Source organism: Streptomyces sp. NPDC056948 (assembly GCF_042674225.1).
In the GTDB taxonomy this organism is placed as follows: domain Bacteria; phylum Actinomycetota; class Actinomycetes; order Streptomycetales; family Streptomycetaceae; genus Streptomyces; species Streptomyces purpurascens.
Genome location: NZ_JBHUQX010000214.1, coordinates 1 through 15669 on the forward strand (window position 1 = coordinate 1; position 15669 = coordinate 15669).

The following is a 15669-nucleotide window of genomic DNA, read 5'->3' on the forward strand; positions in this document are numbered from 1 at the left end:
CACGTGTCCTGGCCTCAGGTGTACGAGGCCATCGCCTCCTCGACCGTCAGCACCGGGATGTCCCGGTCGTCGATCGCCTTCATCAGGGTCTCCAGACCGGCCTTGCCGATCTCGGTGCTCGTCGCCGGCGGGCCCTCGGTGACCTTGTGCAGACAGAGGATCAGCCAGTCACCGCTGTTCACGCACCGGTCGAGCCGGCCGCCCGCCGCAGTCAGCTTCGACAGCGCCGTACCGCCGATGCCGTTGCCGTCGTTGATGCCGGTCAGCGCCTTGAGGCGGTACGGCATCGCCGGGGCGAACGACTCGATCGTCTCGGAGATGATCGACCGGGCCGTGGTGAAGTGCCGGCCGGCGATCTGGTCGACGGGGACGCCGTCGGACGTCTTCTGGAACGCGCCGTGCGGATAGGCGAAGTGCTCGCTGGTGAAGCCGTTGGACACCAGCCACTCGCGCAGCTTCCGGAAGTCGTCGTCGGCCTGCTCGGCGGTGAGCTTGGGATAGCTGGCCGTGTGGACGGCGTTCGCGTACGAGTGGCCCGCCATCTCCCAGCCGGAGAAGTCCTGCATCGACTTCATCTGGTTCAGCGTCAGGAAGCTGCCCGTGCCGATGGCGTCGGCGATGTTGTAGACCGTGCCGGGGAAGCCGTAGCCGTCCATGACCGGCCGGGCCAGGTCGTGGATCGACTTGTGGGAGTCGTCGAAGGTGATGGAGACGACGCCCTTGGGGAAGACCGAGACCGTGTCCGGTATCAGCTCGACGGCCTGGAGCCGGTAGGTGACCGGGCCGCCCGCGTTGTCGTACACCGCGAACGACATGTCGGTGAAGCCGGTCTTCGTGGACGGCTTGCCGTCGGCGCCGATGGAGTACGTGCCGGCCGCCGCGTTGACGTCCGCCCACTGGAGGTGGACCGTCACCCACTCGCCGGACTGGACGTAGTTGGCCGCCGTCTTGGAGTGGGCGTGGAACGTCCAGGCGAAGTGGTTCGCGAGGGAGCCGCTGCCCAGGTAGAAGACCATCTTGGCCAGGTTCGTCACGTCGTCGACGCGGAAGACGAGCCGGATCATCTTGCCGGTCAGGCTCACCGAGGGCAGGCCGGTCTTGCGGACGTACGACTGCTTGCCGGTGCCGTTGGTGGTGACCCGGACCGACTGGGTGCCCCGTACGAACTGGGACTTGTCGTTCGCCTCGGCCGACGTGGTGCCCGCGCCGCCGGGGGTCCAGCCGTGGGCGGCCTGGAACTGCTGGGACCAGCTCGCCCGGCGGTACTTGGGGCGGCGGCCGGAGGGGGCGTAGAGAGGAGGCGTGGTGAGGCCTCCGATGGCTCCCTCGGCGGCCGGCGCGGCGGCGGGCTGTGCCACCACCTTCCCCAGCCACGCACCGCCGCCGGCCATGGCGACGCCTCCCGTACCGCCCATCAGCAGCGCGGAACGCCGGCTCACCACCGGCTTCCTCTCCGCCTCCTCGGCAGCGTGCCTGTGGGCGTTGGACCGCCTTTTCCTCACCGGGACTCCCGAACCGTGTCGAAGTAGTTCATACCCTTGTCGGTGAAGCCCTCGACCGCGGACTGGACTTCGTTCACCGACAGGGTTTCGTTCGCGTTGTAGTAGAGCCAGTCGACCTTCATGTCCCACGCACGGTCGCCCTTGAACGGCAGATCGATGAACCAGTGGTTGAAGTTCACCGACATGTCGGCGCGCGGGGCGTACTTCCCATTGCTGAGGAAGAGCTTCTCGCCGTCCATCCAGTACGCGACCACGCCGTCCTTCACCCTGATCAGCACGGTGTGCCAGGCGTCGAGGCTCTTCCTCGTGGTCTCGTAGACACGGTCGTTCGTCTTGTGGTCGTACCAGGTCACGGTGTCGAGCTTGGGGCCGGGCCGGCCCCAGCCGCCGTTGGGCATGTACTCGTTGTCCAGCTCGCTGTACTTCGAGCCCTTGCCGCCGATGGTGTAGAAGGTCTGGTTGACGTGATCGCCGGCGTCGCCGGAGGCCGGCTCGTCGCTGAAGTGGATCCGGGCCGCGTAGGTGCCGTCGCGGAACTTGCTCGCGGCCGTGCCGAGGCTCGCCTGCTTGGTCCCGGACTTGGTGCCGTCCGTGCTCGCGCGCAGGTTGAGTACCTGGCCGTCGGCCAGGGAGCCCTTGGCGGTGGGGAAGGTGACGCCGTCGGCCGACCAGGTGTTCTCGACGCCGGGGCCGCCCTTGCTGGTGCGGACCAGCCAGCCGTGCTTGAACAGGGCCGGGTCCTTGGCGCCCAGGTAGGTGAAGTCGTCGAAGAGCACCCCGGCCGGGGGAGCGGGCACCGGGTCGGGCGCGGCGGCCTTCGCCGAGGCCTTCTTCTCGTCGCTCGCCTTGGTGCCGTCCGGCTCCTCGCCCCAGGCGAGGACGCCCCGCTTGTACGCGGTGACGTTCTCGGCCTCCTTGTAGCTCGTCATCTCGGCGTCGAAGGAGCGGTCGTCGGACTGCTTCAGCTTCTTGTGGTCGGTGCGGAAGAGCTGGACGTCGATGCCCTTGCTGTTGGCGCCGGGCTTCAGGCTGCCCGCGCCTTTGCCGAACCTGATCTCCAGGTAGTGGTCGGCGGTGTCGGTGGCCTTGTCCATCGCGACGATCCGTCCGGCGACGTTCGAGCAGCCGAAGGCGACGTTGACGCAGTTGAAGGCGTACGGCGCGGCGCCCGGGGCGTCGTCGGCGGTGAACCAGTACCGGAGCGTCACATCGCTCAACGGCAGTGCCTTCTCCGTGTCGTTGAAGACCTCCAGAGACGGCTTGGCCACCGCGGCCGTCGCCGGAGTGTCGGTCCGGTACCGGACCTTCAGCTCGGGCGGATCCGGGTTCGCCGCCTTCCACACGGGATAGAGCGCCGTGCCGCCGGCGGCGACCACCGCCACGAGGAGCAGGAGTCTGATCTTGGGCCAAACCCGGCTTCGGGCTGGGCGGCGGCGGGAGGACGCCACGGAGACTCCTTCTAAGGCATCCGGTGATCTCTGGTGGAGACCGTCAGAGCCGGGTAAACAATGGTCGGATTGTGTGAGGATCCTATCTGTGCGTGCATACAAAAAGGGGGGCGGGTGCACGGATTGTTACCGTACGCCCCACCCCCCTCAGGGGTTACGCGTTACGCGGGGATGCTCGCCACGCCCTGCGCGAGGAACCTCTTGCCGTTGACCCGCTCGGAGACGCCCTCGCGGTCCAGGTACGGCGTGATGCCGCCCAGGTGGAACGGCCAGCCGGCGCCCGTGATGAGGCACAGGTCGATGTCCTGCGCCTCGGCGACGACGCCCTCGTCGAGCATGATCCCGATCTCCTGCGCCACCGCGTCCAGCACGCGCGTGCGGACCTGCTCCTCCGTCAGGACGCTGTCGCCCTGCTCGAGGAGCGCGGCGACCTCGGGGTCCAGCTCCGGCTTGCCGGAGTCGTAGACGTAGAAGCCGCGCTTGCCCGCCTTGACGACCGCCGCGAGGTTCGGGGAGACCGTGAAGCGGTCCGGGAACGCCCTGTTGAGCGTCTCGGAGACGTGCAGACCGATCGCCGGGCCGACCAGCTCCAGCAGGACCAGCGGCGACATCGGCAGACCGAGCGGCTCGACGGCCTTCTCGGCGACCGCGACCGGGGTGCCCTCGTCGATGACGTTCTGGATCTCGCCCATGAAGCGCGTCAGGATGCGGTTCACCACGAACGCCGGGGCGTCCTTGGTGAGGACCGCGGTCTTCTTCAGCTTCTTGGCGACGGCGAACGCCGTGGCCAGGGACGCGTCGTCGGTCTTCTCGCCGCGCACGATCTCCAGGAGCGGGAGGACCGCGACCGGGTTGAAGAAGTGGAAGCCCACGACCCGCTCGGGGTTCTTGAGCTTCGACGCCATCTCGGAGACCGACAGCGAGGAGGTGTTGGTGGCGAAGATGGCGTGCGCCGGGGCGACCGCCTCGACCTCCGCGAACACCTGCTGCTTGACGCCGATCTCCTCGAACACGGCCTCGATGATGAAGTCCGCGTCCGCGAAGCCCTCGGCCTTGTCCAGCACACCGGACACCAGCGCCTTGAGGCGGTTGGCCTTGTCCTGGTTGATACGGCCCTTGCCGAGCAGCTTGTCGATCTCGGCGTGGACATAGCCCACGCCCTTGTCGACGCGCTCCTGGTCGATGTCGGTCAGTACGACCGGCACCTCGAGGCGGCGCAGGAACAGCAGCGCGAGCTGGCTGGCCATCAGACCGGCGCCGACGACACCGACCTTGGTGACCGGGCGGGCCAGGTTCTTGTCCGGGGCGCCGGCCGGGCGCTTGCCGCGCTTCTGCACCAGGTTGAAGGCGTAGATGCCGGAGCGCAGTTCACCGCCCATGATCAGGTCGGCGAGCGCCTTGTCCTCGGCGTCGTAGCCCTGCTGGAGGTCGCCGTTCTTGGCGGCGGCGATGATGTCCAGGGCGCGGTAGGCGGCCGGGGCGGCGCCGTGCACCTTGGAGTCCGCGATGAAACGGCCCTTGGCGACGGCCTGGTCCCAGGCCTCGCCGCGGTCGATCACCGGGCGCTCGATCTCGATCTCGCCCTTGAGGACGGCCGCGGTCCAGATCAGCGACTGCTCCAGGAAGTCCGCGCCCTCGAAGAGCGCGTCGGCGATCCCGAGCTCGTAGACCTGCTTGCCCTTGAGCTGCTTGTTCTGGTTGAGGCTGTTCTCGATGATCACCGAGACGGCCTTCTCCGGGCCGATCAGGTTCGGCAGCAGGGCGCAGCCGCCCCAGCCCGGAACCAGACCGAGGAAGACCTCGGGGAGCGAGAACGCCGGGAGGGCCGCGGAGACGGTCCGGTAGGTGCAGTGCAGACCGACCTCGACACCGCCGCCCATCGCGGCGCCGTTGTAGTACGCGAAGGTCGGGACCGCCAGCTTGGACAGCCGCTTGAAGACCTCGTGGCCGCCCTTGCCGATGGCGAGCGCGTGCTCGTACTCCTTGAGGATCTCCACGCCCTTGAGGTCGGCGCCGACCGCGAAGATGAACGGCTTGCCGGTGAGGCCGGCGCCGACGATCTCGCCGTCCGCGGCCTCCTTCTCCACCTGGTCGATCGCGGCGTCGAGGTTTGCCAGCGACGCCGGGCCGAAGGTGGTCGGCTTGGTGTGGTCCAGGCCGTTGTCCAGGGTGATCAGGGCGAAGCGCCCGGCACCCAGGGGGAGGTCGAAGTGGCGGACGTGCGCCTGTGTGACGACCTCGTCCGGGAACAGGTCGGAAGCCTGCTTCAGAAGCTCGGCGGTGGTGCTCACTTGTCCCCCTCGAAGTGCGGGTTCTCCCAGATGACCGTCGCGCCCATGCCGAAGCCGACGCACATGGTGGTCAGGCCGTAGCGGACGTGCGGCTGCTCCTCGAACTGGCGGGCCAGCTGCGTCATCAGACGGACGCCGGAGGAGGCGAGCGGGTGGCCGAAGGCGATGGCGCCGCCGTACTGGTTGACGCGCGCGTCGTCGTCGGCGATGCCGTAGTGGTCGAGGAAGGCCAGGACCTGGACGGCGAAGGCCTCGTTGACCTCGAACAGGCCGATGTCGGAGATCGACAGGCCCGCCTGGGCCAGCGCCTTCTCCGTGGCCGGGATCGGGCCGTAGCCCATGACCTCCGGCTCGACGCCCACGAAGGAGTACGAGACCAGACGCATCTTGACGGGAAGGTCGTTCTCCCGCGCGAACTCCTCGGAGGCGATGACCGAGGCGGTGGCGCCGTCGTTCAGACCGGCCGCGTTACCGGCGGTGACCCGGCCGTGCACACGGAACGGGGTCTTGAGACCGGAGAGGTTCTCCAGGGTCGTGCCCGGGCGCATCGGCTCGTCGGCGGTGACCAGGCCCCAGCCCGTCTCGCCGGCCTCGGGGGAGGTACGGCGTACGGAGATCGGCACCAGGTCGGCCTGGATCTTGCCGTCGGCGTAGGCCTTGGCGGCCTTCTCCTGCGAGCGCACGGCGTACTCGTCCGCGCGCTGCTTGGTGATGTGCGGGTAGCGGTCGTGCAGGTTCTCCGCGGTCATGCCCATGAACAGGGCCGACTCGTCGACCAGCTTCTCGCTCACGAACCGCGGGTTCGGGTCGACGCCCTCGCCCATGGGGTGGCGGCCCATGTGCTCGACACCGCCGGCGATGGCGACGTCGTAGGCGCCGAAGGCGACGGAACCGGCGACCGCGGTGACGGCCGTCAGGGCGCCGGCGCACATGCGGTCGATGGAGTAGCCCGGGACGGACTGCGGGAGACCGGCCAGGATCCCGGCCGTGCGGCCGATGGTCAGGCCCTGGTCGCCGATCTGCGTGGTCGCGGCGATGGCGACCTCGTCGATCTTCTTCGGGTCGAGACCGGGGTTGCGGCGCAGCAGCTCCCGGATCGCCTTCACGACGAGGTCGTCGGCACGGGTCTCGTGGTAGATGCCCTTCGGTCCCGCCTTGCCGAACGGGGTGCGGACGCCGTCGACGAAGACGACGTCCCTGACGGTACGAGGCACGATGGCTCTCCTCCAGGGTCCGGAACTGCATTGCTGCTGCGAGGTGCGCTGAGCGCGCGCTCAGGCCCATGCTACTTATGGGTAACGTAGCTGCACAGTCCTGACAGGCGGAGCGGTGAAGGTCACACCTTCGGGGGTGCCGTGGACCCCCGGGGTGTCAGTACGGGCGTGGGCACGGGATGCGATCCGGCCGTCCCCTCTCCGGTGATCACCTCGAACAGCGTCCGGGCCACCTCCGCCCCGAACCCGTGCACGTCATGACTCATCGCGGACAACGTCGGATGCGTCAGCCGGCAGAGCTGCGAGTCGTCCCACGCCAGCAGCGACACATCGTCCGGCACCCGCAGCCCCATCTCCGCCGCCACCGACAACCCCGCCACCGCCATGATGTCGTTGTCGTACACGATCGCGGTCGGCCGATCCGGTGCCGACGCGGTCAACAGCGACCGCGTCGCCCGCGCCCCCGCGTCCCCGGAGAAGTCCGTCGCGACCTGCCACGCCCCGGCCAGCGCCCCCGCCGCCTCGTCGAACGCCGCCGTCCGGATGGCCGTGTGCCCGAGGGCCGCCGCCCCGCCGACCCGGGCGATCCGCCGGTGCCCGAGCGCCGAAAGATACCGCACCGCCTCCGTCACGGCTGTGGCGTCGTCCGTCCACACCGAGGTGAGCCCCCCGGTCAGCGAGGGATGCCCGACGGCGACCACCGGCAGCCCGAGCCGCTCCACCAGGCCCACCCGGGGATCGTCGGCGCGGAAGTCCACGAGGATCGACCCGCCGATCTGCCGCCCTCGCCACCACGCCTCCTGGACGCCGGTCTCCTCGTCCAGATTCCGTACGAGCCTCAGCAGCAGGGAGCAGGAGTGCTCGGCCAGCACGCTCTCGACACCCGAGACGAACTCCATGTACCAGGGCTCGAGCCCCAGCATCCGCGCCGGCCTGCACACCGCAAGACCCACCGCGTCCACGCGTGAACCGGCCAGCGTCCGCGCCGTGAGGTTCGGCGCCCAGCCCAGCTCCCGTGCCGCCCGGAAGATCCGGTCCCGGGTCGTCTCCGACAGGCCCGGCTTGTGGTTGAAGGCGAGCGACACAGCACCTTTGGACACACCGGCGCGTGCGGCGACGTCCTTGATGGTGACGCGGGGAGTCGGTGTTGCCGTCATCGAGTGGGCTCCAGGCAGTACAGGGCCGAACGAGCACGCTGAGCGTCCGGAGTCTTCCAGCCGCGCACCCCGATGGTCACCTCTTCGCCCGGCAGCAGCGTGACCAGCCCCCGGTCGGCCCGGGCCTCCGGATCCAGCCGGTCGGCCTGGAGCAGCAGGTCCCGGACCAGGGTGCGGGCGGTCACGGTGATGCCGCCGGGCGCCAGTGCGACGTCGAACCGCGGTGCGGGATAGGGGACTTCGCGGTCCGGTACCGGGAAGTGCAGCGCCCGCAGGCCGTCCGCGTCCGCCACCAGGAACTCCTTCGGCCCGTCGGGCGTCAGCTCGTGCGGGACACCGACCCGGGCCACGGCCCGCCTCCCGGCCGCCAGTTCCACATCCGCCTGCCCCAGCACCTCGCCCTCGACGGACATCCGCCGCAGGGACAGCGTCCCCCTCCACTCCTGCGCCCCCTGGTTCACGGCGGCCAGCACCAGCCCGCCGTCCCCCTCCTGGAGCGTCAGCAACCGGTCCGCGTACAGCCGCTTCAGCTCGTGGTACAGCGGCTTCTCCCGGCCGTCCCCGTCGACCGCCGCCCACGACGTCACCGGCCAGCAGTCGTTGAGCTGCCAGACGACCGTGCCCGCGCACACCGGCCAGTGCGAGCGCCAGTGCTCGACCCCGGCGGCGACCGCACGCGCCTGATTGACCTGCGTCAGATAGTGCCAGCGGTCGAAATCCCCGTCCGGCACGGCGAAATGCCGGGCCAGCCCCCGCTCCAGCTTGCCGTTGCCGTCGTCGGCCTTCTGGTGCTGCAGCATGCCGGGGGAGTCCGGCGCGAGGGCCTCCCCGGGCAGCGCCCGGCGCAGGGTGGCGTACGCGGGCGGCGCCTGCCAGCCGAACTCGGCGACGAACCGCGGCACGCTCAGCCGGTAGTCGGCGTAGTCCTCCCGGTTCCACACCTCCCACGAGTGGTGCGTGCCGTGCGCCGGGTCGTTCGGATGGTGCCGCCAGGACCCGGACCAGGGACTGCCCGCCGTGTACGGCCGGGTCGGATCCAACTCGGCCACCACCCGCGGCAGCACGCCCAGGTAGTAGCCCTCGCCCCAGGAGTCCCCGGCCAGCCTCGGCTCCCACTCCCAGTCCCGGAAGCCCCACAGGTTCTCGTTGTTGCCGTTCCACAGCACCAGCGACGGATGCGGCATCAGCCGTACGACGTTCTCCCGCGCCTCGGCCTCCACCTCGCCGCGCAGCGGCTGCTCCTCCGGGTAGGCCGCGCACGCGAAGGGGAAGTCCTGCCAGACCAGCAGCCCGAGTTCGTCGCAGGCGTCGTAGAAGTCCTCGCTCTCGTAGAGCCCGCCGCCCCAGATCCGTACGAGGTCCACGCCCGCCCCGGCGGCCTGCTCCAGCCGCTCCCGGTAGCGCTCGCGGGTGATGCGGGACGGGAAGACGTCGTCGGGGATCCAGTTGACGCCGCGTGCGAAGAGCCGCTCGCCGTTGACGACGAGCGTGAACCCGGTGCCGTGCGCGTCGGCCCGCCGGTCGAGCTCCACGCTCCGGAAGCCGATCCGCCGCCGCCACACGTCCAGGGCGCCGCCATCGCCCAGCAACCGCAACTCGACGTCGTACAACGGCTGTTCGCCGTACCCGCGCGGCCACCACAGCTCCGCGTCCGGCACCCGCAGCCGTACCACCCCGTGCGCCCCGTCCAGTTCCGCACGGGCCCGCACCCCGCCCACCGTCGCCTCCACGGCCAGCGGCACCTCCACCCGGGTCCGCTCGACGTCCACGGCCAGCTCGACGACCCCCACGCCCTCCTCGGCGGTGACCAGCGGGCGCACCCGGGCGATCCGGGCCGTCGACCAGTGCTCCAGACGCACCGGCCGCCAGATCCCGGCCGTCACCAGGGTCGGCCCCCAGTCCCAGCCGAAGGAGCAGGCCATCTTGCGGACGTACTGGTAGGGCTCGGCGTAGGCGGCGGGCCGTTCTCCCAGCCGCCCCCGCACGGCCTCGGCCTCGGCGTAGGCGGAGACGAACCGCACGGACAGCAGCCCGGACAGGCCCGTCACATCGAACCGGTACGAGCGGTGCATGTTGCGCACCGTGCCCAGCGGCCGACCGTCCAGGGAGATCTCGGCGACGGTGTCGAGCCCGTCGAAGACCAGGTCGGTCTGCTCCTGCGCGGACGACGCGGACGGGCCCGTGAGCTCCCGCTCGTACGTCCAGTCCCGGCGCCCCACCCACGCCACCTCGGACTCGCCCCGGCCCAGGAACGGATCCGGGATCACCCCGGCCGCCATCAGGTCGGTGTGCACGCAGCCCGGCACGGAGGCCGGCAGCGTGTCCGACTCGTGCCGCAGGATCCATCCGTCGCCGAGCGGTGTGGCCTCCAGCATGCGCACTCCCTTAACCGGTTCAGTGAAGAGTCGTGTTCAGATTTCGCATCGTTGGCGGGAATGGGACTTTACCGGTTGAGGAAAGCGCTGTCAGAGTGCCGAACCAGCCATACCGCACGTGCTCTTCCGTCCCGAGTTCCTCTCCGCGAACGGAGCTGATGCACATGAACCGCCGTACCGTCCTCGCCCTCGCCGTGGGCGCGGCCCTGCTCGCCTCGGGCTGCACCGGTACCGGAGGCACCTCCAAGGGCGCGGATGCCGAGGCGCCCGACGATCCCGCCAAGGTGACCGGGACCATCACCGTCCTCACCCATCGGACCGACCTCGTGCAGGACGGGACGATGAAGAAGTACGCCGCCGAGTTCAACAAGACCCATCCCAAGGTGAAGGTCGAGTTCGAGGGCCTCACCGACTACGAGGGCGAGGTCAAGATCCGGATGAACACGGAGAACTACGGCGACGTCCTCATGATCCCGGCCGTGATCGAGAAGAAGGACTACCCGAGGTTCTTCGCCTCGCTGGGCACCCGGGCCGAGCGAAGCAAGAAGTACCGCTTCACCGACTACTCCACCGTGAAGGGCAAGGTCTACGGGCAGAGCCCGATCGGCGTGGTCCCCGGCTTCGTCTACAACAAGAAGGTGTGGAGCGCGGCCGGCATCACCGACTGGCCCACGACCCCGGCCGAGTTCCTCGACGACCTCAAGGCGATCAAGGCCAAGTCCGAGGCGGTCCCGTACTACACCAACTTCAAGGACATGTGGCCGCTGACCCAGTGGACGAACGTCAACGGCTCGGTCGGCTGCGACACCGGGGCCACCACGCGTCTCGCCGAGGGCGATCCATGGGCCGCCGGCGCCGATCTGCGGGTCGGTGACACGCTGCTCCACGACATCGTGAAGTCGGACCTCGTCGAGAAGGACCCGACGACCACCAACTGGGAGGCGTCCAAGCCCAAGCTGGCCAAGGGCGAGATCGCCACGATGTGGCTCGGCTCCTGGGCGGTCGTGCAGATGCGGGACGCGGCGAAGCAGGCAGGCACCGACCCGGCCGACATCGGCTTCATGCCCTTCCCCGCACAGAAGGACGGCACGTTCTGCGCGGTGACGTCCCCCGACTACCAGCAGGCCGTCAACGTCAACTCCGGGCACAAGGCCGCCGCCCGCGCCTGGATCGACTGGTTCACCGACAAGTCCGGCTACGCGGACGCCAACCTCGCCCTCTCGCCGCTCAAGGACGCCCCGCTGCCCGACGTCCTGAAGCCGTACGAGGAGGCGGGCGTGAAGCTCCTCGACATCGACGACACCAAGGGCGCCGAGGTCAAGTCCATCGACAACCAGTCCGAGGTCGGCATCTACAAGCCCGACTACCGTCAGGACCTCGTCGATCTCGCCCGCGGTGCGCGCAAGGGCAGCATGGACGACTTCCTGGCCGGACTCGGCGACAAGTGGACCGAGGCGCAGCGGAACCTGGGGTCCTGATGGCCCGGCCCACCCGGCGGTGGCGGGGCGTGACTCCCTGGCTGTTCCTCCTCGCCCCGCTCCTCCTGCTGATCACGTTCACCTACGCGCCGATCGTCAACATGGTCGCGTACAGCTTCACCGACTGGGACGGCGTCAGCCCCGAGCTGCACTACACGGGCGCCGAGAACTACGCCGAACTCTTCACCCGCTCCGAGCTGTTCGAGGTGTTCTTCGTCAGCGGGTACTACCTCGCCGCGTCCGTGGTGCAGATCGCCGCCGCGCTCTACTTCGCGACCGTCCTGAGCTTCAACGTCCGCTTCCGCAACTTCTTCAAGGGCGTGCTCTTCTTCCCGTACCTGATCAACGGCGTCGCGATCGGCTTCGTCTTCCTGTACTTCTTCCAGGACGGCGGCACCCTGGACGCGATCCTGGGCCTCGTCGGCTACGACGGCGACCGCGCCTGGCTCGGTACGCCCACCTCGGCCAACGTCTCCCTCGCCGGCGTCTCGGTCTGGCGGTACATGGGCCTGAACTTCGTCCTCTTCCTCGGGGCGATCCAGTCCATCCCGGGGGAGCTGTACGAGGCGGCCGAGATCGACGGGGCGAACCGCTGGCAGCAGTTCCGCCACATCATCGCCCCCGGCATCCGGCCCGTGCTGAGCCTCTCGGTGATCCTGTCCGTCTCCGGGTCGCTGTCCGTCTTCGAGATCCCGTACATCATGACCGGCGGCGCGACCGGCACCGAGACCTTCGTGATCCAGACCGTGAAGCTGGCCTTCCAGTTCAACAAGACGGGCCTCGCCTCGGCGGCGGCCGTCGTACTGCTGCTGATCATCCTGGCGGTGACCTGGGTGCAGCGGCGCCTCGTCCCGGACGACAAGGTGGACCTCGTATGACGCGCCGTACGGTGGCCCGGGCCCTCGTGTATCTGTCCCTGGTCCTCGCGACACTGGTCGTGTTCCTGCCGCTGGCCGTGGTCTTCCTGACCTCGCTGAAGACCTCCGGGGAGATGGCGGACGACAGCGGCGCGCTCACGCTGCCCGACGATCCGCTCAACTTCTCCAACTACGTGACGGCGTTCCAGGACGGCCGGATGCTCTCGGCGTTCGCCAACACGGCGATCATCCTGGTCGTCGCCATCGGGGGCACGATCCTGATCGGCTCGATGACGGCGTACGCCATCGACCGCTTCCGGTTCCGCTTCCGCAAGCTGGTCCTGGCCCTGTTCCTGGTCGCCGCGCTGGTCCCCGGGGTGACCACCCAGGTGGCCACCTTCCAGATCGTCAACAGCGTCGGCATGTTCGACAGCCTCTGGGCGCCGATCGCGCTCTACATGGGCACGGACATCGTCTCGATCTACATCTTCCTGCAGTTCGTACGATCGATCCCGGTCTCGCTCGACGAGTCGGCCCGCCTCGACGGCGCCAACGCCTTCACGGTCTACCGGAAGATCATCTTCCCGCTCCTGAAACCGGCGATCGCGACGGTCGTGATCGTGAAGGGGATCAACGTCTACAACGACTTCTACATCCCCTTCCTCTACATGCCCTCCGAAGATCTTGGCGTGATCTCGACGTCCCTGTTCCGCTTCAAGGGCCCGTTCGGCGCCCACTGGGAGACCATCTCGGCAGGCGCGATCCTGGTCATCGCCCCCACGCTGATCGTCTTCCTGCTCCTGCAGAGGTTCATCTACAACGGTTTCACTCGAGGTGCCACGAAGTAGGCGCCCTGTCTTCAGGGGCGCGGGGAACTGCGCGAACAACCACGACGAGCCCGCAGCCGCCGTACGACGGAAGGAACCACGGCGGCTAGGCCTCCTTCACGGACAGCGCCTCCACCAGCACCGGCGTCACCAGCTCCACCTGCCAGGCCCGAGCCCCGTACCCCTCAAGGGCCGCGCTCACGGACTCCGCATCCACCACACCCGGCGGCTCCCAGCACACCCGCCGCACCGTGTCCGGCGTGATCAGATTCTCCTGCGGCATATTGATCTGCTCGGCCAGCGCCGAAACCCCGGCCCGGGCGGCGGACAGCCGCGCCGCGGCGACAGGATCCTTGTCGGCCCAGGCCCGCGGCGGCGGCGGCCCCGCGACCGGCTGCCCCGGCTGCGGCAACTGCGCCTCGGTCAGCGCCTTCGCCCGGTCCACGGCCGCCTGCCACTGCTCGAGCTGCCGCTTGCCCGTCCGGTGTCCGAAACCGTTCAGCGCGGAGAGCGCGTGCACGTTGGCCGGAACGGCCAGCGCGGCCTCCACGATGGCCGCGTCCCCGAGCACCTTGCCGGGCGAGACGTCCCGCCGCTGAGCGATCCGGTCCCGGGTCTGCCACAGCTCCCGTACGACGGCGAGCTGCCGGCGCCGGCGCACCTTGTGCATGCCGGACGTACGCCGCCAGGGATCCTTGCGGGGCTCGGGCGGCGGGGCGGAGGCGATCGCGTCGAACTCCTGGCGGGCCCACTCCAGCTTGCCCTGGCGGTCCAGCTCCTTCTCCAGCGCGTCGCGCAGGTCGACGAGCAGCTCGACGTCCAGCGCCGCGTACCGCAGCCAGGGCTCGGGCAGCGGCCGGGTGGACCAGTCGACGGCGGAGTGGCCCTTCTCCAGGACGAAACCGAGCACGCCCTCGACCATCGCGCCGAGGCCGACCCGGGGGAACCCGGCGAGCCGCCCGGCCAGCTCGGTGTCGAACAGCCGCGTCGGCACCATGCCTATCTCGCGCAGGCAGGGCAGGTCCTGGGTGGCGGCGTGCAGCACCCACTCGACGCCGGAGAGGGCATCGCCCAGGGCGGACAGGTCGGGGCAGGCCACGGGGTCGATCAGAGCCGAGCCGGCGCCCTCGCGGCGCAGCTGCACCAGGTAGGCGCGCTGGCCGTAGCGGTAGCCGGACGCCCGCTCGGCGTCGACGGCGACGGGGCCGGTGCCCGCCTCGAAGGCGGCGATCACCCGGGCCAGGGCGGTCTCGTCCGCGATCACGGGCGGAATGCCCTCGCGCGGCTCGAGCAAGGGGGTCGGCGCCTCCGTAGCAGAAGATCCGCCGTCGTCCGGAGGGGCGCCTCCGGTGGTTCGCAGTGAGCTGTCTGCTGCGGTGTCGTGGGCGTCGGTCACATGTCAAGGGTATCCATGTATGGACAGCGCCCGCCGACGGAACGTTCCGTCGACGGGCGCCCGAGGGTCGCAAACCAGTCACGTCGGGGAAGAACGGGGTTCGCGAGCCGCGCGTGGGGTGAAGGGGATCGGCGGCCGATCCCGTTCACGTGAGTGAATGATCACAAAGGTTCATGGCACAACGGATCAGTGGATGATCCCGGTCCGCAGCGCCACCGCCACCATGCCGGCGCGGTCGCCCGTGCCGAGCTTGCGGGCGATGCGGGCGAGGTGGCTCTTGACGGTCAGTGCGGACAGGCCCATCGAGACGCCGATCGCCTTGTTCGACTGGCCCTCCGCGACCAGTCGCAGCACCTCGACCTCACGGCCGGACAGTTCGCGGTAGCCGCCCGGGTGACTCGGGGCACCCGGGGGGCGGCGGTGCAGACGCGCGGCGGCGGCGCCGATGGGGGCGGCGCCCGGCCGGGTGGGGAGCCCGACGTTGGTACGGGTGCCGGTGACGACGTAACCCTTCACCCCGCCGGCGAGCGCGTTGCGCACGGCGGCGATGTCGTCGGCGGCGGAGAGGGCGAGGCCGTTGGGCCAGCCCGCGGCGCGGGTCTCCGACAGCAGGGTGAGGCCGGAGCCGTCCGGCAGGTGGACGTCGGCGACGCAGATGTCGCGGGGGTTGCCGATGCGTGGACGAGCCTCCGCGATGGACGAGGCCTCGATGACATCGCGCACACCGAGCGCCCACAGGTGGCGGGTGACGGTGGAGCGGACGCGCGGGTCGGCCACGACCACCATGGCGGTCGGCTTGTTCGGGCGGTAGGCGACCAGGCTTGCGGGCTGCTCGAGGAGAACGGACACCAGGCCTCCTGGGGTGCGGGACGGGGCCGGCTCGTGGGGATGAAGCCGGGACGAACCGTGCTTTCAAGGTCACAGTCGTCTTCGGCACCGAACCCGTCCGCCTTTAGAGAATGATCACGATTCGGTGATAACAATCCGTGCAATTCGGACACGCGGTCGATCATTCGAAGGTCGAACGGTTTCGCTCTGCGTCGGTACGCGGTCGAAAGTGGCCGTATCGACAAAGTGATTCGGCCAAGAGGGGGACGCGGGTGTGATCGTCGACCGGACATGGC

11 protein-coding genes are annotated in these 15669 nt (G+C 69.5%); 3 read left to right on the plus strand and 8 right to left on the minus strand.

Annotated elements, in window-relative coordinates; genetic code table 11:
- Positions 1-14 precede the first annotated feature (14 nt).
- From ACFTZL_RS25765 to ACFTZL_RS25790, 6 genes are all read right to left on the minus strand, one after another.
- Positions 15-1439 carry a polysaccharide deacetylase family protein gene (locus ACFTZL_RS25765; protein WP_382587249.1) on the minus strand — a complete coding sequence of 475 codons (1425 nt, stop codon included), beginning with the start codon at positions 1437-1439 and terminating at the stop codon, positions 15-17.
- A gap of 59 nt (positions 1440-1498) precedes the next feature.
- On the minus strand, positions 1499-2950 hold the full coding sequence (locus tag ACFTZL_RS25770) for a cellulose binding domain-containing protein (RefSeq protein WP_382587252.1): 1452 nt from the start codon (positions 2948-2950) through the stop codon (positions 1499-1501).
- Between the two features lie 161 nt (positions 2951-3111).
- Positions 3112-5241 (minus strand): 3-hydroxyacyl-CoA dehydrogenase NAD-binding domain-containing protein, encoded by a 2130-nt coding sequence (locus tag ACFTZL_RS25775; RefSeq protein ID WP_382587255.1) that lies wholly within the window; start codon positions 5239-5241, stop codon positions 3112-3114.
- Positions 5238-6455 carry a thiolase family protein gene (locus ACFTZL_RS25780; protein WP_382495993.1) on the minus strand — a complete coding sequence of 406 codons (1218 nt, stop codon included), beginning with the start codon at positions 6453-6455 and terminating at the stop codon, positions 5238-5240. The genes ACFTZL_RS25775 and ACFTZL_RS25780 overlap by 4 nt, the downstream gene beginning before the upstream one ends.
- A gap of 122 nt (positions 6456-6577) precedes the next feature.
- Positions 6578-7612 carry a LacI family DNA-binding transcriptional regulator gene (locus ACFTZL_RS25785; RefSeq protein ID WP_382587258.1) on the minus strand — a complete coding sequence of 345 codons (1035 nt, stop codon included), beginning with the start codon at positions 7610-7612 and terminating at the stop codon, positions 6578-6580.
- Complete coding sequence (locus ACFTZL_RS25790) at positions 7609-9987, minus strand: glycoside hydrolase family 2 protein (protein WP_382587260.1); 2379 nt, start codon at positions 9985-9987, stop codon at positions 7609-7611. The genes ACFTZL_RS25785 and ACFTZL_RS25790 overlap by 4 nt, the downstream gene beginning before the upstream one ends.
- 164 nt (positions 9988-10151) lie before the next feature.
- On the opposite strand from ACFTZL_RS25790, the gene ACFTZL_RS25795 reads away from it, so the two are divergent.
- Genes ACFTZL_RS25795 through ACFTZL_RS25805 form a run of 3 tightly spaced genes read left to right on the plus strand, consistent with a single transcriptional unit; the run spans position 10152 to position 13170 of the window.
- The gene (locus tag ACFTZL_RS25795; RefSeq protein ID WP_382587263.1) at positions 10152-11465 is read left to right on the plus strand and encodes an ABC transporter substrate-binding protein; all 1314 of its coding nucleotides are present in this window, start codon (positions 10152-10154) and stop codon (positions 11463-11465) included.
- On the plus strand, positions 11465-12343 hold the full coding sequence (locus ACFTZL_RS25800; RefSeq protein WP_382587266.1) for a carbohydrate ABC transporter permease: 879 nt from the start codon (positions 11465-11467) through the stop codon (positions 12341-12343). Before ACFTZL_RS25795 ends, ACFTZL_RS25800 begins: the two co-directional genes overlap by 1 nt.
- Positions 12340-13170, plus strand: coding sequence for a carbohydrate ABC transporter permease (locus ACFTZL_RS25805; protein ID WP_189721645.1), 831 nt, complete (start codon positions 12340-12342; stop codon positions 13168-13170). Before ACFTZL_RS25800 ends, ACFTZL_RS25805 begins: the two co-directional genes overlap by 4 nt.
- 85 nt (positions 13171-13255) lie before the next feature.
- Here the strand turns inward: ACFTZL_RS25805 and ACFTZL_RS25810 are convergent, their stop codons facing one another.
- Positions 13256-14545, minus strand: a complete 1290-nt coding sequence (locus ACFTZL_RS25810) for a ribonuclease D (protein WP_382587270.1) — start codon at positions 14543-14545, stop codon at positions 13256-13258.
- 186 nt (positions 14546-14731) lie between these two features.
- Entirely contained in the window at positions 14732-15394 is a 663-nt protein-coding gene (locus tag ACFTZL_RS25815) for a response regulator transcription factor (protein WP_184589340.1), read from the minus strand.
- Positions 15395-15669 lie beyond the last annotated feature (275 nt).

Excerpts from the sequence above, each read along its gene's own strand:
- ACFTZL_RS25800 (WP_382587266.1), top strand. The coding sequence starts at position 11,465 with ATGGCCCGGCCCACCCGGCGGTGGCGGGGCGTGACTCCCTGGCTGTTC.
- ACFTZL_RS25790 (WP_382587260.1), bottom strand. The coding sequence starts at position 9,987 with ATGCTGGAGGCCACACCGCTCGGCGACGGATGGATCCTGCGGCACGAG.
- ACFTZL_RS25795 (WP_382587263.1), top strand. The coding sequence starts at position 10,152 with ATGAACCGCCGTACCGTCCTCGCCCTCGCCGTGGGCGCGGCCCTGCTC.
- ACFTZL_RS25785 (WP_382587258.1), bottom strand. The coding sequence starts at position 7,612 with ATGACGGCAACACCGACTCCCCGCGTCACCATCAAGGACGTCGCCGCA.
- ACFTZL_RS25805 (WP_189721645.1), top strand. The coding sequence starts at position 12,340 with ATGACGCGCCGTACGGTGGCCCGGGCCCTCGTGTATCTGTCCCTGGTC.